Origin of the sequence: Marinobacter sp. DY40_1A1 (assembly GCF_016597815.1) — a bacterium.
Classification (GTDB): domain Bacteria; phylum Pseudomonadota; class Gammaproteobacteria; order Pseudomonadales; family Oleiphilaceae; genus Marinobacter; species Marinobacter xiaoshiensis.
The window spans coordinates 1-17366 of the sequence record NZ_VCHA01000003.1; the positions used below are offsets into that span (position 1 = coordinate 1).

The window sequence follows — 17366 nt, forward strand, 5'->3', positions numbered from 1 at the left end:
TGCGGATGTATTGGGCACTGCCATCATCACTGCCGTCATCAATCAGCACGATTTCCCAGTGCAGGTCCAGGGTGGCAAGCACCGGTAGAACCCGCTCAAAGAAAAGGGGCAGCATCGGGCGCTCGTTGTACAGCGGCACCACCAGCGATAACAGCGGCTTGCCAAACGGGTCATCCAAAGGTACGACGGGGAACTCAACGCGGTTGTTCATGGAAAACCAGCCTCTGGTAGACGATGTAATTCAGTGCAGCGACAAGCCCTGTGGTCACGATTTGTGACAAGGTGACGGGAAGTCCCAATACGTTATTGAGTAGAAAAAAGAAGGCGAGATTGCAGAACCAGGCGCCAAGACAGGAGACGATATAGCGCCACAACGTGACCCTGTGAGGGCCGGCATTGCGAAATGCCAGGCGCCGCTGGAGGCCGTAATTTAGCAGCGCACCAGACACGCTTCCGCTAACGGTTGCCAGCACTGGTTCAAGCCCGGCAGCGATCAATGCTGCCATTACAAACCAGTGGAGCAACGTAGAAAGGCCGCCGGCCGCTACAAATCCCTGAAGTTGGCGCGATAGGAGTGTGCTCATGACAATAACCACCACATTGACGACTGAAACGTCGCCCTGACATTGAGTGGGTATGATGACCCACCCTGTGTCACAGGTTTGTGGGAGTTTTATCAGGAAAATGTCAAAGCCAGAGTTAGTCCCGGCAAAGATACGCTTTCCCTTTTAACGAAACTCAAAACTTTCCTGATGGAAACGTAATGAAATGGGCTGTTGCTTAAGCCCGCTTCGCATGGCATCTGCGAGGCCCTGCGGCCCGCAAAACCAGACATCTACCTTGGAGCCATGGACTTGCAGTTGATTCACGGCCAACCGCTGCCCCTGCAAACTGTCGTGGATATGCAGTGATATCTCCGGCAGTGCAGTAATGAAGTGTGATAACCGGATGTTTTTGTTTGGAATTGATCAGGCGCTTTTCCAGAGCCGCCAGAAACGGTGTGATACCTATGCCGCCAGCCACCCATATTTGTTGGGCGAATTGTCCGGCCTGATGACCGGGCCACCGCTTGCCCATGTCACAGACGACTTCCGTAATGTTGGCTGATGTCTGCTTCACGGCCTGAACCAACCCCTTGTAGCGGCGGCTGCTTCCGATTTGCCCGGTCAGCGACTGCAGGCTTTCCACGGCACCACCTGCGATCAATAGCGCCATCAGCCAACCGGTGGGTTGGTGCCACCATTTCAGCGGGGCCAACAACAGCGCGTGGGCGGCCAGTACCAGATAAATCACTGGCATCATCCGCCATTTCGACCAGCCAGTGTGTCAGAGCAAAAACAACAGCCAGAATGGCAGTTGGGACATTATTCGGGCATTGAAGATTCCTGCGTGAATTGGGAGGGTACGCACTTTCAGCGCCTCAGTTCACACAGGTGATATATACCTATGATTGTTTTGAATCGAAGCGTCTGCTCAGGCAGAAGGCGTAGGCACTACCAATTACATAAACATTTATACGGGTATATTCTGGGCATACAGCAGCAATAAATTTAACATTAAGACAAGACAATTATTTATGCAGACATGTTAGTCCTGCCGAGGGCACAGGATGGTCTGCGCGGTGATCTGAGCCTATGGAAAGTCAGCAGCGTATGCTGACTTCGAAAACTTGAAATAAAATACGATCTCACCGGAAGCCTGCGGCGTTGACTGCCGCAGGCCCGGGTTCCCGCCTGACACTAGTCAGTGTCGAAGCACTAAACCTTCGCACCACTCAACGGCAGAACACGAACCAGTTCCGGGTCGTCGGCGTGCTCAAGCAGCATTTTGCGTACACGTTTCTGCCAAAGGCGAGCAAACTCCACCTGCTGCTCAGGTGTCTCGCGGTTGTGCATAACAGCCAACATACGCTCGCGTTGGGATTCATGCGGGGGGATCTGATTGGCATCAAATTTTACCGTTACTGCTGCGCCGGTATCGATGCGCTCGAAACGAACAGCCCCATCATTCTCACCACTTTTTTTGGCGAAACTGAGTAGTCCATTACGAGCAAAACGGCCTCCTATGCCCTTAAAGCCACCCTGGGCAGTGGCACCGGTAAGCATTGTTATTACCTGTGCGACAACGCCAATAGTGCCCTCTGTTTCTGGCGCGGGCATGTGTACCCGAATTGCGCCGCGCTCGGGCAGTGAGTTCGGATACAGCACATTCAGTGCAGCCCGAACGCTCAGGTAGGCACCGGCAACAGTCGGACAGGAATGCCCCGCCAGCCTTACAACATCTGCGTAGCGATACTCGATAGCGCCACCTTCGGCAGCACCCAGAAGATCTGCCAGCGGATCACGTAAAGAAATAACGGGTGCATCATCAAAAAACTTGGGGAACGCCATCACTATCTCCTGAAACCGGGACATTGATACCACAATCTCAGCCCTGAATCGCCTTCAGAGCCACTCTCAGCTTCTCCACAGTTCGATCCACGTTATTCAACTTCTCCAAGCCAAAGAGGCCCATACGGAAGGTGCAGAAACTCTCTGGCTCACCACACATCATCGGCACGCCAGCTGCCGTCTGCAAGCCCTGCTCACGAAACAGGCTAGTGTTATGGATATTAATATTGTCGGTGTGCAACACCACAACGCTAGACGACTCAAAGCCCGGGCTGGCAACACTCTTGAAACCAGCGCCATAAAACAGCTTGCGCACTTTGCGGCCCAATTCTTCCTGGCGCTGAAACAACAGGTCTGGGCCGGTTTTCAACGTTTCAAGCATGGCATCACGAAGGATAGCCAGGGTATCGGTGGGCATGGTGGCATGGTAGGCGTGGCTGCCGGATTCATAGGCCTGCATAATCTGCGACCATTTGCGTAGATCCCCGGCGAAACTGCTGCTGGTGGTTTCTTCTATCCGCGCAATCGCACGGTCGCTCAAGGTGATCAGGGCGGCGCAGGGTGAAGCGCTCCAGCCTTTCTGCGGCGCAGTAATAAGTACATCCACGCCACAGGCGGTGGTATCAACCCAGAGGGCACCGGAGGCTACGCAATCCAACACGAACAAGCCATTAACCTCTTTTACAGCCTCCCCAATGATTTTCAGATAGTCGTCTGGCAGCACGATCCCGGCAGCGGTTTCCACGTGAGGCACAAACACAACGGCTGGCTTTTCCGCCCTGATGCGCCCTGCAACTTCCTCGGCGGGTACAGGTGCAAATGCTGCCTGGGGTGAATCGTCAATAGCCCGTGCGGAGAGCACCGTCACGCGATCGGTGATTCGGCCTGCTTCCAGTATTTGCGTCCAGCGGTAGCTGAACCAGCCATTGCGGACTATCAGGCAGCCTTCATCATTGGCAAACTGGCGAGCCACGGCCTCCATACCAAAACTACCACCGCCGGGCACAATTACAGCTGCTTTGGCGTTGTACACGTGCCGCAAAGTGGAGGAAATATCCCGCATTATTTGCTCAAATGGCGCAGACATGTGGTTTAGCGAGCGATCATTGAATACCACGGAGTATTCCAGTAGCCCATCGGGGTCAACAGAAGGAAACAATTTGGACATGGGGCGTAGATTCCTTGCCTGGTGCAGTTTCTGGATGAATCATCTATGGTGTGAGTCTAACAAATCTGGCGTTATGCGCTTTATTTCTTACGTTTTCTGCAAGCCCACTTGTGGAACCCGACAAAAGCTTATAAATTGACCAAAGCGGCCAAGTTCCCGCTTTTTCTTTATTTATCCAGACAACACACCAGGTGAACCTGTGAGATCATTATTCTCAGCGTTTATTCCTTTCTATCATTCAAGCGCCCGCCGTCAGGCAGGCACTGCTGGTGTGTTGCCCGCTTTTCTCTTTTCTCGCTGAATCCGCTTTAAAAACGCCGGGTTCGGCGCCTGAATCCTGAAATTTTGAATTACTAATTATATTTTTTGGAGATAACTATGGCTGATATGCCGGCAGTTTTGGTTGCTGAAGAAGATTTCAACCGTTTGACTACCCTGATCGAAAAACAGGGTGATTCCGATGTGGCAGAAGGTCTGGATGATGAACTGAGCCGCGCCACGCTTGTGCCGCTTGCAGAAATGCCAGCGCACGTAGTGACCATGAATTCAAAAGTGCGCTTTCAGAATGCAGATACCGGCCAGGAGCAGGAGCTGACTTTGGTCTACCCTCACGAAGTGGGCACTGGAGAAGGCAAGATTTCTATTCTGGCACCAGCTGGCTCGGCACTACTTGGACTTGCTGTGGGTGACTCTATCGAGTGGCCAATCCGTGGCCGTAACAACATCCATCTCAAGATCATTGGTGTTACCCGAGAGGGCTAATCGCATGGCGGGGGCGGTTTAAGTGGCCCGCCCCGCTAGTTGTCCTTTCTGATTAATCGGAACTGCTCAATAGTTTCTCTAAGCGCTTCCGCCATCACCAGCAAATCACCTGCAATACCAGCCGTTTCCTGAGCATCTGTTGCTGTCTGCTCGGCCGAGCGGCTGATTTCAATCACGTTCTGATTGATAATTTCAGACACATCGCTCTGTTCGTTCGCTGCGCTTTCCATTTCCTGGTTAAGTGAAGTGATTTCACGAACGGCCGACGCAATGGTTTGCAACTCGGTTTCTACTTTCAGAATGGCTTCTACCTCATGCCCTGCCATATCAGAGGCATGGCGCATGGTAGCCACACATTCGGTTACTTCGCTTTGAAGAGAGTTTATGGTTTTGCGGATTTCCTCTGTAGATACCTGAGTGCGTGATGCGAGCGCTCGAACCTCATCTGCAACCACTGAGAACCCACGCCCCTGCTCACCCGCTCTGGCAGCCTCAATAGCAGCGTTCAGCGCCAGCAGATTGGTTTGTTCCGCAATATTAGAGATTTCTTCCAACATCTTCGCCATCTGACTGGTACGTTCGTTCAAGTCCTCTATTCGTTTAGCGCCACTCTGTACTTCCGTGTTGAGCGTTTCAATACCCTCTACTGCTGTGCGCGCAAGTTGTTCACCGCTATTGGCAGATTCAGCTGTTTCCGCCGACTTTCGAGCTGTGTGGTTGGCATTCTCCCGCACTTGAACAGCCGATGCGGCCATTTCAGTGGTTGCGCTGGCAACCTGGTCTGTATTGTCTTTTTGAGCCGTGACTTCGCGGCCAGTAGTTTGGGCCTTTTCCGCAATGCTACGGGCCGCCCGCTCAACCTGCTCGGCGTTATCCATCACCGTGTGCATACTTTCACGGATTTTTGCCATCATGCGATTAAACGCAAGGGAAACAGTCCCAATTTCATCATTGCGCGATACATCCAGCTCAATCGTGAGATCAGAGTTTCCGGAAATCTCATCCATACTCATCTGGAGCCGACGTAAACGGGAGAACACCAGCCGATTCAAAACCAGCCCGGTCAGGAAGAATACTGCAACAAAGATGGCGATCTGAATACCGCCACTGGTAAGCAATTGCTGGTGCAAGCTGGCGTCGCTTTCAGCGAGAGAATAATCCACTCGAATCGCACCCAGCACATCCCCTTCCTGGGCTTGATGGCAACCCAGGCAATCCACACCCTGATAGTCTGATTGAGCAATAACCGGGTCAATTAACGTGTAAACACGCCCATTTTCATTGCTTGAGTAACGCTCAATTCTCTGGCCGTCCAGTGCTTTTCTATCGTCTGCATCACGTTTCTGCTCTGCCTGGGTACCGGTGCCAAACATCTGGTTCAGCTGATCGCTACGAATCACCCTCACATCCAGCACATCCGCAGGCGCCATCACCTTGTCCCGAAGCACATCACGGTTGCTGATGGTACCAGTCACCATCATGGTGTTCAGTCCGTCAAAATAGGACTTGGCAAGGCCATCCACGTATTTGTGACTGAACTCTTCCATGTGGTCGCGCTGGGAACTGGCACTATGGAGCACGGTAAAAACCAGGATGAGTGAAAACGCAGCTGCCAGGGCAGCGAGCAGCAGAAAACGAATGGAATATTGGTTTTTCATAGCGACTCAGTCAAAAGAACAATGAGCACCAAGCTTTACCTGGCTCTTTCAAACATTCTATGTGGTTGACGGCAAAAGGACGGTTAACTTTATAGACATGCGTCAAATATTTACTGACTCAGATCAGAAGCACGTATTTTCAGTGGCTGGCCCGGAATGTGCATACACCAGGAGACAGACGATAAATTTCTGGCGCGCTTGTGCGAGCCAGTGGAGGAATGCACGCCATGTCACTGCTGACATCTCTTATCCAGGCAAGCACCCGCTTTCAGCAAACTCTGGAGAAGCGCCCTGTTGCAAACGGGGCCGATGAACAAAAGGCCAAAGGCACAGCCAGTGCTGAGACATTGCAACCCTCAGGGCCGGGGGATGACCGTTTTACACCATCGGGAGAGCTTTTGACTGATGCCGGCAGGCCTAAATCCCGGAAGCTGCCCCTATCGGATTACAAGCAAACCGTAGGGCAGGATCTTGCCTTCATCAGGGAGACGCTGCGGCACAAACTTGCCGAATATAACCTGAACCCATCCCTATCGATAAGCGTCAACAAAAACGACAGCGGTAGGATTGAGGTGGGCGGCAACCTGGCAGAAGAAACCCGAAGTCGAATCGAGAAGGATTTGAATGTAAACAAAAACTTTGCGGATGCCTTTAGCCGGCTGAGCGTGAACGAGCCAACTCTGCACTTCATGGACAACGCCCTGAAACTCAGCCAAGCCTATGGGGTTAATAATTCACTGCTGGATACGCTGATCAGCGAAAACCAGCAATTCAACGGCTTGCAGGATCTCGTACACCGCTACGACACCCTGCGCCGCTCCGCTCCGACTGACCAATTTAACGTTGCAGCCAACCGGGGCGCTTACGCCTTCAACCTGAACACCCGAGCCTAAGCCCTACTGTTCAAACGGTGCCGGATCGCCCTTACCCACCCGGGTAACCTCCGGCACTTCACCGGTAAAGTTCACCACGGTGGTTGGCTCCATGCCACAGAAGCCGCCATCAATAATCAAATCAAGCTCGTGCTGTAGCGTATCCCGTATGTCGTAGGGGTCCGTCATGGGGTCAGTCTCACCCGGTAAAATCAGCGTGCTGCTCATAATAGGCTCGCCAAGCTCACCCAACAGATCCCGGACAATCGCATTATCAGGAACCCGCACACCAATTGTGCGACGCTTCGGGTTCAGCAGGCGCCTTGGCACCTCACTCGTTGCATCCAAAATAAAGGTATAAGGACCGGGCGTGAAGGTTTTCAGCAACCTGTACTGGGTATTATCCACCTTGGCATACACACCGATATCCGACAGATCCCGGCACACTAATGTGAAGTTATGCTTATCATCCAGCTTTCGAATGCGCTTTATCTTGTCTGCTGCCGGTTTCTCACCCAAATGGCACCCAAGGGCATACCCGGAGTCGGTGGGGTATACAATTACGCCACCAGCGCGAAGAATCTCAACCGCTTGCTTGATCAACCGCTTTTGCGGGTTTTCCGGATGAATCTGAAAAAACTGACTCATAAAAGCCCTCCGCTGTGTTTTTTAGCCATCTGAAGCCGCCGATTAAGCATCAGACTTGGAACCACCCATACAATTCGGTGACGTGGGTGCAACCTGACCCGTTGCCTCCCACTCCTCAGGAGAGTATAGATGCAACGCCAATGCATGCACGCCACCGGCCATCTCCAACTCCTCAGAAAGCACCTGATAAATAGCCTGATGCCGTTTAACCTTCATCTGCCCCGCAAAGGCCGGCGACACCATGGTCACCTTGAAGTGCGTCTCCGAATTAGGCGGCACGCTGTGCTTGTGACTCTCATTCTCCACCTGAAGAATGCTGGCGCTAAACGCCTCATTCAGCTTGGCTTCAATTGCATTCTGCATTTTCATTACTTTTTAACTCCACAGTTCGCTCTGTATGTAGTGGCGATATCTCTGAGCCTGAAGCGGCTGTGGGCGTCGGCTTCCCAAAAGTGTGTGTTGCCAGGGATGGCAACACCAAGCCCCCATGGATGGGTTCACGGCGTCTTTTGGGAAGCCGACGCCCGCAGCCGCCACCTCCAGAGCAAACAGTCTACTACAGAACAAGCAGCTCCCGAACCTTGACACCCAACACCCAAACCGCCACATTCCCCACCACCCCAAATCCAGACAAAACCATACCCAAACATGCTCCTGTACATCGCCGAAAAACCCAGCCTTGGCAGAGCCATTGCCGCCGCCCTCCCCGGCCCCTACCAAAAAGGCCAGGGCTGGATCCGCTGTGGCAACGGCAGTGAAGCTGCGACCGTAAGCTGGTGCATTGGTCACCTGCTGGAACCTGCCGAACCGGCGAGCTACAACCCGGCATGGAAAACATGGCGCCAGCACGACCTCCCCATGTTCCCGGACAAATGGCAGCTGTCCCCGAAAGACAGCGTGCGCCATCAACTCAACGCACTGGAATCCCTCATTCGGCAAGCAAAGACCATCGTCCATGCCGGAGACCCAGACAGAGAAGGCCAATTGCTGGTTGATGAAGTAATACGCTACTTCGGAACTCAGGCACCTGTGCAGCGCATACTCATCAACGATCTGACACCTGCAGCAGTCGCCAAGGCCATACAGCAGCCCAGAGACAACCGCGAATTTCGCCGGCTTTCCCACTCTGCCCTTGCCCGACAACGGGCCGATTGGCTCTACGGCATCAACCTTACCCGTTTTTATACGCTGAACTACCAGCAGCAAGGTCAAAAGGGCGTTTACTCCGTAGGCCGGGTGCAAACTCCGGTGCTGGGTCTGGTGGTGGAGCGTGATAGAACCATAGAGAACTTCGAGCCCAAACCATACTTCCCCATAGAGGCACGCTTCAGAGCCCAGGAAGAAGAGGCAGACCAACAACCCTTCACCGCCAAATGGGTTCCAGACGAACAGTTTCAGGATCATCTGGACGAAGAAAGCCACCTATTGGATCGCGCCACCGCTGAGCAGATTGCTGCCAGCATTCACAACCGGCCCGGCACAGTACTGGACTCTCGCTTTCGCGACCGCTCGGAAGCGCCGCCCTTACCCTTATCTCTCTCGGCTCTGCAAATTGAGGCGGGACGCCTGTTCCGCATGGGAGCAAAGGACGTACTGGACACGGCACAGAATCTTTACGAGCGCCACCAACTGATCACCTACCCCCGATCAGACTCCCGTTACCTGCCAGAAGGCCATTTTGCCCAGCGTGAGCAAGTCACCGGTGCCATTGCCCGAGTCTCCCCCGACCTTGCCGATGCCTGTAGCAAAGCAGACTTCAGCCGCAGAACAGCCGCGTGGAACGACAAAAAAGTGGATGCCCACCACGCCATCATTCCCACCAGCAGAACCGCGCCCAACGGAAAGCTCAGTGACACTGAACAGAAGGTATACGGCTTGATCAGCCGCTATTATCTGATGCAGTTTTTTGCCGATGCCATACACCGCGAAGGCCAACTGACCGTGCGAATTACCGAGCACCGATTCCGCGCCTCAGAAACCGCCGTGCTCGAACCCGGCTGGAAAGTACTGGAGCTAAAACTCCGGGACAATAAAAAAGAAACAGATAAAGCACCGCTGCCACGCCTGAGCAAAGGCGAACCCGTTTTCTGCGAAGACAGCACCGTAATCCAGCGCAAAACCAAGCCACCCCAGCACTTTACCGATGCAACGCTGCTCTCGGCGATGACCAACATTGCCCGATTTGTAACCGACCCGGAACTCCGCAAAACCCTGCGAGAAACTGACGGACTGGGTACGGAGGCAACCCGGGCGAACATAATCGACACCCTGTTCAAACGGGACTACCTGTACCGGGACAGCCGCCATATTCGCGCCACCGACAAAGGCAAAACGCTGATCAGTGCACTGCCGGAATCGGTCAGCAAGCCAGACAGAACCGCCGTCTGGGAGGCGACGCTCGAGAGTATTCGCAGGGGTGAAGACGACCCTCGTAAATTTCTGGACACACTGAAGACTGAAATTCGCCTCTTCATTGGCACCAAGGCGGACACGCCAGGTGCAGGGCCTGAAACCCTGGCGCCAAACTGCCCAAAGTGCCGTACACCAATGACCGAGAGAGACGGCAAATTCGGTCGCTTCTTTGCCTGCACTCGATACCCCGACTGCCGTGGCACGCGCCCGATTGAAGATGCAACGCCCCAGGACGGTACCGGGCAAAAGCCTGTACCCTGCCCCCACTGTTTTTCCCCCTTGGTCAGACGGAAAGGTAAAAAAGGCTGGTTCTGGGGCTGCAGTAATTTTCCTGCCTGCCGACAAACAGTGGACGACGAAAACGGAAAGCCTGCATTTCCTTTACGCAAGGCTACATAACGACACTGAATACAGTGCTCCAATTTGTGATAATCGACTGATACAACACCACTTATCCCGGGAGAAGCGTAATGCGCATCGCTCTGCTTGAAGATCAACAAGAACAGGCGCAGCACATACAGTCCATTTTGTCGGAGTATGGGCACGACTGCGACAGCTTTCCTACAGGCCAAAGCTTCATCAGCGCGGCACTGCACCGCAGCTATGACCTGATGATTCTGGACTGGCAGATTCCCGACATGACCGGCATTGATGTGCTCAAAAGCATAAGAGCACAGATTAACTGGCCAATTCCCGTAGTGTTTCTCACTCAGCGCGACAGTGAAGCCGATATCGTTGAAGCCCTGGACGCTGGCGCAGACGACTTTATTGCAAAGCCCGCACGGGCAGCGGAATTAGTGGCACGCATTAACGCCTTGGCACGCCGCGCCAATCCAGACAGCGAAAAGGAAGTCCTGGTATACGGGCCTTTTGAAGTCAACACGCAACACAGAACCATAGCCCTTCACGGTGAAGAGCTGACCCTGACCGACAAAGATTTCGATCTGACCTTATTCCTGTTTCAGAATCAGGGCCGCCTGCTCACCCGTGAAGTCCTTCTGGAGCGGGTTTGGGGCTTGGCGCGCGACATCAATACGCGAACGGTAGACACTCACATGAGCCGCTTGCGGCGGCGGTTGGGCTTGAATCCGGAAAACGGGTTCCGCATCAAAACAATTTACCAGCGCGGTTATCGCCTTGAAGCCATGAAAGCCGAGGCTACCACTGAAGAATGATTGAAAACCCTGTGCCCTTTCTCACTAAAGTATTCCTGATGCTGGCTTTGCTGGCATTGGGCGCACCTGTGAGCGCAGAACTTTCACTTACACGCGGTTCGGCAACAACCATCGCGAACGCCTCCAGCCAAACTGCGCCTGAGTGGGTTTATACTCTGAAAGCGGGCGAGAGTTTTACCGAAGTAGCCAGCGATCTTCTGATTAAAAGCTATAGTGCTGGTCGACTGCTGCAATACAACGCTATCGAAAACGCCGCCATGCTGGGAGAAGGCGACCGCATTCGCATTCCCTTATCCTGGCTCAAAAGACAACCCGACCCCGCACGTGTCACCTCGGTTTCTGGCAGCGTTCAGCTGATATCCGGCATTGACGGGCGTAAAAAGCCTCTGGCAAAAGACGCACTTATACGGGTAGGCGATGAAGTGCTTTCTGCCGCTGGCGCCGCAACCATTGCATTAGCAGATGGCTCAGAAGTGCGCATATCTCCAAATTCAAGACTGATCTTCAACCGGCTAACCCAGTATGGAAAATCAGGCATGGTTGATACACGGCTGAGATTGAACCGGGGAGAAGTGCACACTCGAGTAAAGCCAGTCATTGAAGGTGGCGCCCGCTTTGAGATCGAAACGCCTTCTGCCGTCGCTGCCGTGCGTGGCACAGCATTTTCTCTGCAAACCGGGCCTGAAGGCACCCGTTTGCAGGTAACCGAGGGCGTTGTTGAGTTTGGGGCCCCTAACCGGACCCACCAGATTCCTGCAGGCTACAGTGCCACAGTTGCCAGCTATAGCAGCAGCAAACTGAACATACGGAAGATGCCAGCCGCTCCCGAAATCAACTCACTACCACCGGTGCTCAGGCAACTCCCGGCAGAGATGACCTGGAAATCAGCCCAATCAGCCAAGTATCGCCTTGATATCTTTGAAACAGAAAGCGGGCGCTGGGTTGAAAGCCGTGAAGTAGACGGGAACCGTTTCGATATCAGCCGCCTGGATAACGGGCAGTATGTTGTGCATTTGGCGGCACTCGACCCGCAAGGCATGACAGGAATGCCCGGTATCCTACCCATAGAGGTTGACCTGCAAGCTCGCACAGCCAGCCTGCTTACGCCCGAAAACGGTGGCAGCGTGAACGACGACATGCCGGAGTTTCGCTGGGTACTTAAAGGTGAAAACGAAGTGGCCCGGGTTGAAATTGCTGAAGACGATACTTTCCGCAACCTGATTGCAACCAGTGAATGGGCTCCGGGGACAACGGCCCTGCCCTCCCGCCCCTTGAGCCCAGGTCAATATTATTGGCGCGTAGTAACAGAAGCCGGCGGGAACTCGGTAGCAACCACCCAGCCGAGAAAACTGATTGTAAATGGCACCCTCCCGCCGGTGCGAATCATCAGCATCAACTACATCGACAGCCAGGTTCGTGTGTTCTGGGAAAAGGTGGATACGGCGTCGAATTACCGGTTACAACTGGCAGAAGAGCCCGGTTTTAACGACATAATTAAAGAAGCTACACTACCAGACACCACAGCGGCCTTGCGTCTTATTCCCGGAAGGCGGTATTTTGTGCGCCTGAAAGCACTTTCTGACGGCCCATTGCAGAGCCGCTGGGGACCAGGGAGGGAACTGTACCTGGAATAACTTCGAACACTTAACGCGCAAAGCAGGACTCATGAACCGGGATTGGTTGCCAATTAAGACGACTCCATGGACGCTCGGTCTGTCACTCCTGCTCCTGTTTTTGCTCGCCGAAACAACGGAGTTGCCCCAACGTATTGATTACTGGCTCCTGGACTCTGCCCTGCTTGCCAGCCCTGCTTTTGTTTCTCCCGACATAGCCATTGTCGCCATTGACGACCACAGCCTCGCCCAAGAAGGCCGCTGGCCCTGGCCAAGACAAACCCACGCCGATCTTATCAGGAAGCTGCACCAAGCCGGCGCAAGCACCATTGTGTTCGACATATTGTTCATAGAGCCTTCTCCAGACGATGGGGACCTAAGCAGTGCCATGCAGGACCATGGCAAAGTAATACTGCCCATTCATCTGGCACCCTCGAGCTCTCGCCTTTTACTCAGCGAACAGCTTCCTCCTGGCGACCTTATCTCTGCAGCGGCCAGCCTTGGCCATGCACATGTTGAACTGGACCATGACGGCATCGCCAGAGGGCTCTATCTGTTTAATGGCATGGGGCGACAACTCTGGCCCAGCCTTGCACTTGCAGCATCAGGTGTTGGCCCCCGAAAACCTGCCACACAAGGGCTGCCTGCCTTTGTAAACGTTAGGGACGACTATCGGATAGTTCCGCTTGCAGGTGGAGCCGGCACCTTACCTACCTACTCCTACAGCGACGTACTTGGCAGCCCTCCCGCACCGGACACATTCGGTGGCAAAACGGTCTTTGTTGGGGCCACGGCAGCGGGCCTGGGAGATATATTACCCACGCCTTTCTCCGGTCTCAGCCAGCCGATGTCGGGAGTGGAGTTTCATGCAAACACACTTTCCGCCATCAATCAGCAGCTGCTCATCAGGACAACTCCCAAATGGGTTGGCATTGCTCTGGCAATGATCACCCTTGTAACCTTGGCCTTGCTGTTGCCGCGAATACGCCCTGCACGCACCTTGCTGGCATGCCTCATGACCAGCGGAGCAATTGTTGGAATGTATCTGGTTATGGTGAGTGTATTCCAGATCAGGCTTTCGGTTGCTCACGCGTTGATCATTCCCCTGCTTGCGTTTCCCATATCCAGCGGTCTGCGCCTGGCCATGGCCAACCAGTTTCTGAACCGGCAACTCGATGAACTGGTGCGCAGCCCCAGAGTCGCCTTACCGGAGCCATCAAAGCGCCCGGCAACCCAGCTTCTTGAACACTTCCAGGCGCTGTTTCAGCCCCAGGGCTGGTTACTGGTGGAAGCGCAGAACATTCTCTCCATACGAAACCTGAATCTGGCTGATATTCCCGGCAATCTGGAACCGGGGCTCTGGCACCACAGCGGCAATCAAAGCTGGATTCGGTTCTACCGTGGAAGCGACAGCTACACATTGGGATTTACGCTCCCCAACGACCTCAGCCGGGAGGCGATACAGCGCTATTTACGCCGCCTCAAGCTTTCAGATACTGCACACGCTGCAAAAAACCCAAAACCCAGTGAAAATATTTCAGCGCGCATTGAGCGCGTTAAAGTTGCGACTGAGCGCCTGAACCACATTCAGGAATTTATCCGCCGCAGCTTTGAACGCATGCCTGATGGCATTATCGTTACTGACGAGCTCGGCATCATCCGGTTTGCCAACGGCCACATTGAGGAGTGGTTCGGAGAGCCCATGCCAAGCCTGGGCGGCTTACCATTGACGCGACTTCTTGAAGGGCACGACCCGCGGGAAACACCACCCTGGCATGAAACCGTTTCTGAAACGCTCACGCTTCTGCAAAGCCGGACCGTGGAACTCAAAATCCGTGAGAAAGACTTCCTGATCCATTTCGCTCCCTTTGCTCTTCCCGACAGCGTGCAATACGGCATCATTGCGAACATTTCTGACATATCCGAACTGCGGGAACAGCAGCGCCAACACCGCGAAGCCATCGACTTTATATCCCACGATGTACGCTCACCCCTGGTGTCGCAGCTGGCACTTATCGAGCAACTGAAGCGCGACCCGACTCATGTCGACCAGAGCCAACTGGAGCAATTGGGGCGCCTGGCAAGACGAAGCTACCATTTGGCGGAAGAGTTTGTGCAGCTGGCACGGGCCGAGCAGCTGACCGAGACCCGCTTTTATGAATGCGAGTTTTTGGCCATTGTTGAAAATGCCCGTGACAGCGTCAGTGAGCAGGCCGTAGAGAAACGAATTTCACTGCAACTCCAAGGGACTGAAGATTTATGGTTAAGAGGTAACGCAGAACTGCTTGAGAGGGCCGTGATCAACCTGCTAACCAACGCGGTGCAATACAGCCCAACTGGCTCGGCGGTGAGTCTTCAAGTGTTTCGAGCCGGGCATGAAGCATGCCTGACCATTACTGACGAAGGCGCTGGTATCGATCCTGACGAACTGCCTTATCTGTTTGACCGCTATCGGCGCCAAAAAAGCAGCGAACTGGCAGGTGTTCACGGCACTGGCCTGGGGCTTTCGTTTGTAAAAACCGTTGTAGAAAAACACCGCGGGGAGATATACGTTGTGTCCAGCCCCGGGGAAGGCTCATCGTTTACACTTAAACTCCCCATTGCCGACCCCTTGTCATAAACCCTGCGAACCCGCACTTATAATCAGCAGGCCGGCCACGCCCTTTCTTCAGGATTTGATTTCCTTGTTAACAATTGCTGAAGGTGCGCTCAACAAGCCATTGCTATCCTCAACCAGTATCGTGAAGTACCAGACACCAGCATCCAGATTATCCACTTTGTGAGTCATCTGGGCATAATCCTGGGCGCCTTCCACAACAACCTTATGGTCCAGTTTCTCGGCATCTTTTCCGTACTGAATAATGTACTTGTTCAACTCGCCCATTGGGATTCTATCGCCATTAACGCGACTTTCGGGAGCGCTCCAGCTCAGCACCGCCGCATTTTCGGCCTCTGGATAAACGGTCTCAGTGTTTGAGCCGACAGTTCCTGGGCTACCGGAATCAGAACCGCCACCACACCCAGCAAGCAAAACTCCCATAGAAAACGCGGCGATCCATGCCTTCGACACTTTAATGACGCGTTTCATATCACTTCTCCACCAATAATCCGTCGCATTTGTTAAATTGTACAAAACGCCGGCGATTATCAATGTGAGGCCTGTCATTCCCTTAGTTAAAAATTCGTCAATATACCGTCACCAAATCGTAATAAATTGAACGGATAACCGTGAACCTTTGATTGGTCAGGCAATTTTTTGCCCGACACTTGATGTAGGCGCTTACCGAGGGGGTGAAAAAAATTTGCAGCTGATATTTCGGGGTTGTGTTAGGAGATAGAAAAGGGTTAAGGAGGGGAAGCGGTAGCTTGAGGATATTGCCAGACAAGGGCCCCAACGGGACCCTTGTCAAAGGATTAGTAGCCGGTACCCCAACCTTGCGGAACCGAACCTTCGCGAATTCGCTGAGGGTGGTCACCAACATCCACGCGAGCAATTTCCTCAGCACGCTCGATGTTGATCACAGATATCTGATCGGTGCCACTCCAGGATACGAAGCAGTTTTCTCCGGATTTGTCCCGGGTGATCCAATAGGGCTTCTTCCCGAGGCCTTCCAGAATTTCGTACTCGAAACTCTCACGATCAACAATGGCCACGTAATCGCTCATGGTGCCAGCAACACAAAGCTTTTCATCGTTGCCGCCCATGGAAATACCGTGGTGGGCAGAATCGTTTACGTAGCGTTCCACGGGAAGGTTGGGCACCAAATTAGGCAAATCGGCCACGCGAGTAATCCGGTCGTTCTCCATGTCGTATTCCACGAAACCATGGAAGAACGAAAGCTGGAAATAGAAGAACTTTTCATCTTCGGTGTGTGCCATCGGGCGAATCGCCGGGCTCATGCCCGGGTAACCGGCCTCTGCCAGTTTGTCGCTGATATCAAAGCTTTTGATTTCCTCAAGCGTGTCGGCGTTAACCACCTTGAAGATGCGGTTTCCCTTGATATCCCTGAGTGCCCCCCTATCGGCCAATGTGAATACGTGGCCAATGCTGGCGTGATAAATTTTCTTGCCATCTTTGGAGTAAACATTTTCGTGGGGCGAATCTCCTGTTGGAAATCTTCCCCGCTCCTTGCCCGTGCGCACATCCAATATGTGTACAACTTTGCCAGTGGATGCAGACACTGCAACTTCGGTTCCATCTGGCGACAAGGCCATGTGATCCGAACGATACCCTTCAACCTCAAAGCGCCAGACAATCCTGTTGGTTGCAATATCTATGGCAACCACATCCGCAAAGCTGGGGCGGGAGACGATCAGTAATTTTCCGTCCCGGGTGCTGTACATATCGTCCACATACTGATCGTTACCTTCACCGATCAGATGACGCACAACCTGAAAGAAAAACAGCTTATCCGGGCGCCAGATTATTTCCCGAAGGCGTTTTCTCCTGTCAGGAATGCCATTGATGCGGCCAATTCTTTCATAGGTTTCGGCATCAATAACATCGATCATGCCTTCCCAATTGTTGCCGACAAACACTGCCTCGCGGGCGTAGCTTCCAGTCCCGGCAAGCGCATTGAATGACAGCGTAATGAGTAGTAAGAGAGAAACTCTGATTGGTCTCACGATTCAGTCCCTTTTTGTAGTTGTTGGTTTAACCCAGCCCAA

General features: G+C 53.4%; 16 protein-coding genes. 6 read left to right on the forward strand and 10 right to left on the reverse strand.

Going from position 1 to position 17366, the window contains the following annotated elements; all coding sequences use genetic code 11:
- From FFI61_RS08515 to FFI61_RS08535, 5 genes are all read right to left on the reverse strand, one after another.
- The coding region (locus FFI61_RS08515) for a glycosyltransferase (RefSeq protein ID WP_200369956.1) at nucleotides 1–211 on the reverse strand (211 nt) is incomplete at its 3' end.
- Nucleotides 195–584, reverse strand: coding sequence for a GtrA family protein (locus tag FFI61_RS08520; RefSeq protein WP_200369957.1), 390 nt, complete (start codon nucleotides 582–584; stop codon nucleotides 195–197). The genes FFI61_RS08515 and FFI61_RS08520, both read right to left, overlap by 17 nt.
- A 196-nt stretch (nucleotides 585–780) precedes the next feature.
- A complete protein-coding gene (locus FFI61_RS08525) occupies nucleotides 781–1302 on the reverse strand; it encodes a hypothetical protein (RefSeq protein WP_227714788.1) in 522 nt (173 codons plus the stop codon).
- 455 nt (nucleotides 1303–1757) lie between these two features.
- The gene (locus FFI61_RS08530; protein ID WP_200369958.1) at nucleotides 1758–2390 is read right to left on the reverse strand and encodes an FmdE family protein; all 633 of its coding nucleotides are present in this window, start codon (nucleotides 2388–2390) and stop codon (nucleotides 1758–1760) included.
- Nucleotides 2391–2427: 37 nt separating this feature from the next.
- Nucleotides 2428–3558 (reverse strand): aminotransferase class V-fold PLP-dependent enzyme, encoded by a 1131-nt coding sequence (locus FFI61_RS08535; protein ID WP_200369959.1) that lies wholly within the window; start codon nucleotides 3556–3558, stop codon nucleotides 2428–2430.
- A 378-nt stretch (nucleotides 3559–3936) separates the two neighbouring features.
- On the opposite strand from FFI61_RS08535, the gene rnk reads away from it, so the two are divergent.
- Nucleotides 3937–4320, forward strand: a complete 384-nt coding sequence (rnk, locus tag FFI61_RS08540) for a nucleoside diphosphate kinase regulator (RefSeq protein ID WP_200203992.1) — start codon at nucleotides 3937–3939, stop codon at nucleotides 4318–4320.
- Nucleotides 4321–4355: 35 nt separating this feature from the next.
- Here rnk and FFI61_RS08545 read toward each other — a convergent pair whose 3' ends face one another.
- Nucleotides 4356–5978 (reverse strand): methyl-accepting chemotaxis protein, encoded by a 1623-nt coding sequence (locus FFI61_RS08545; RefSeq protein WP_200369960.1) that lies wholly within the window; start codon nucleotides 5976–5978, stop codon nucleotides 4356–4358.
- Nucleotides 5979–6205: 227 nt separating this feature from the next.
- On the opposite strand from FFI61_RS08545, the gene FFI61_RS08550 reads away from it, so the two are divergent.
- Nucleotides 6206–6871: a hypothetical protein gene (locus tag FFI61_RS08550; protein ID WP_200203988.1), complete on the forward strand. Its 666-nt coding sequence runs from the start codon at nucleotides 6206–6208 to the stop codon at nucleotides 6869–6871.
- Between the two features lie 3 nt (nucleotides 6872–6874).
- On the opposite strand, the gene FFI61_RS08555 is transcribed toward FFI61_RS08550, so the two are convergent.
- Nucleotides 6875–7498, reverse strand: a complete 624-nt coding sequence (locus FFI61_RS08555) for an L-threonylcarbamoyladenylate synthase (RefSeq protein WP_200203986.1) — start codon at nucleotides 7496–7498, stop codon at nucleotides 6875–6877.
- Nucleotides 7499–7540: 42 nt separating this feature from the next.
- On the reverse strand, nucleotides 7541–7867 hold the full coding sequence (locus FFI61_RS08560; protein WP_200369961.1) for a BolA family protein: 327 nt from the start codon (nucleotides 7865–7867) through the stop codon (nucleotides 7541–7543).
- A gap of 279 nt (nucleotides 7868–8146) precedes the next feature.
- Here FFI61_RS08560 and FFI61_RS08565 point away from each other — a divergent pair, with 279 nt between their 5' ends.
- The 4 genes from FFI61_RS08565 (at nucleotide 8147) to FFI61_RS08580 (ending at nucleotide 15318) form a co-directional block, all read left to right on the forward strand.
- On the forward strand, nucleotides 8147–10309 hold the full coding sequence (locus FFI61_RS08565; RefSeq protein ID WP_200369962.1) for a DNA topoisomerase 3: 2163 nt from the start codon (nucleotides 8147–8149) through the stop codon (nucleotides 10307–10309).
- A 71-nt stretch (nucleotides 10310–10380) separates the two neighbouring features.
- Nucleotides 10381–11085, forward strand: coding sequence for a response regulator transcription factor (locus tag FFI61_RS08570; protein WP_200203980.1), 705 nt, complete (start codon nucleotides 10381–10383; stop codon nucleotides 11083–11085).
- Nucleotides 11082–12719, forward strand: a complete 1638-nt coding sequence (locus FFI61_RS08575; RefSeq protein ID WP_200203978.1) for a FecR domain-containing protein — start codon at nucleotides 11082–11084, stop codon at nucleotides 12717–12719. Before FFI61_RS08570 ends, FFI61_RS08575 begins: the two co-directional genes overlap by 4 nt.
- Nucleotides 12720–12750: 31 nt before the next feature.
- A complete protein-coding gene (locus FFI61_RS08580) occupies nucleotides 12751–15318 on the forward strand; it encodes a CHASE2 domain-containing protein (RefSeq protein ID WP_200203976.1) in 2568 nt (855 codons plus the stop codon).
- A 48-nt stretch (nucleotides 15319–15366) separates the two neighbouring features.
- Here the strand turns inward: FFI61_RS08580 and FFI61_RS17780 are convergent, their stop codons facing one another.
- Nucleotides 15367–15786, reverse strand: a complete 420-nt coding sequence (locus FFI61_RS17780) for a hypothetical protein (protein ID WP_227714789.1) — start codon at nucleotides 15784–15786, stop codon at nucleotides 15367–15369.
- Nucleotides 15787–16112: 326 nt separating this feature from the next.
- Entirely contained in the window at nucleotides 16113–17324 is a 1212-nt protein-coding gene (locus FFI61_RS08590) for a YncE family protein (protein ID WP_200369963.1), read from the reverse strand.
- Between the last annotated feature and the right edge of the window lie 42 nt (nucleotides 17325–17366).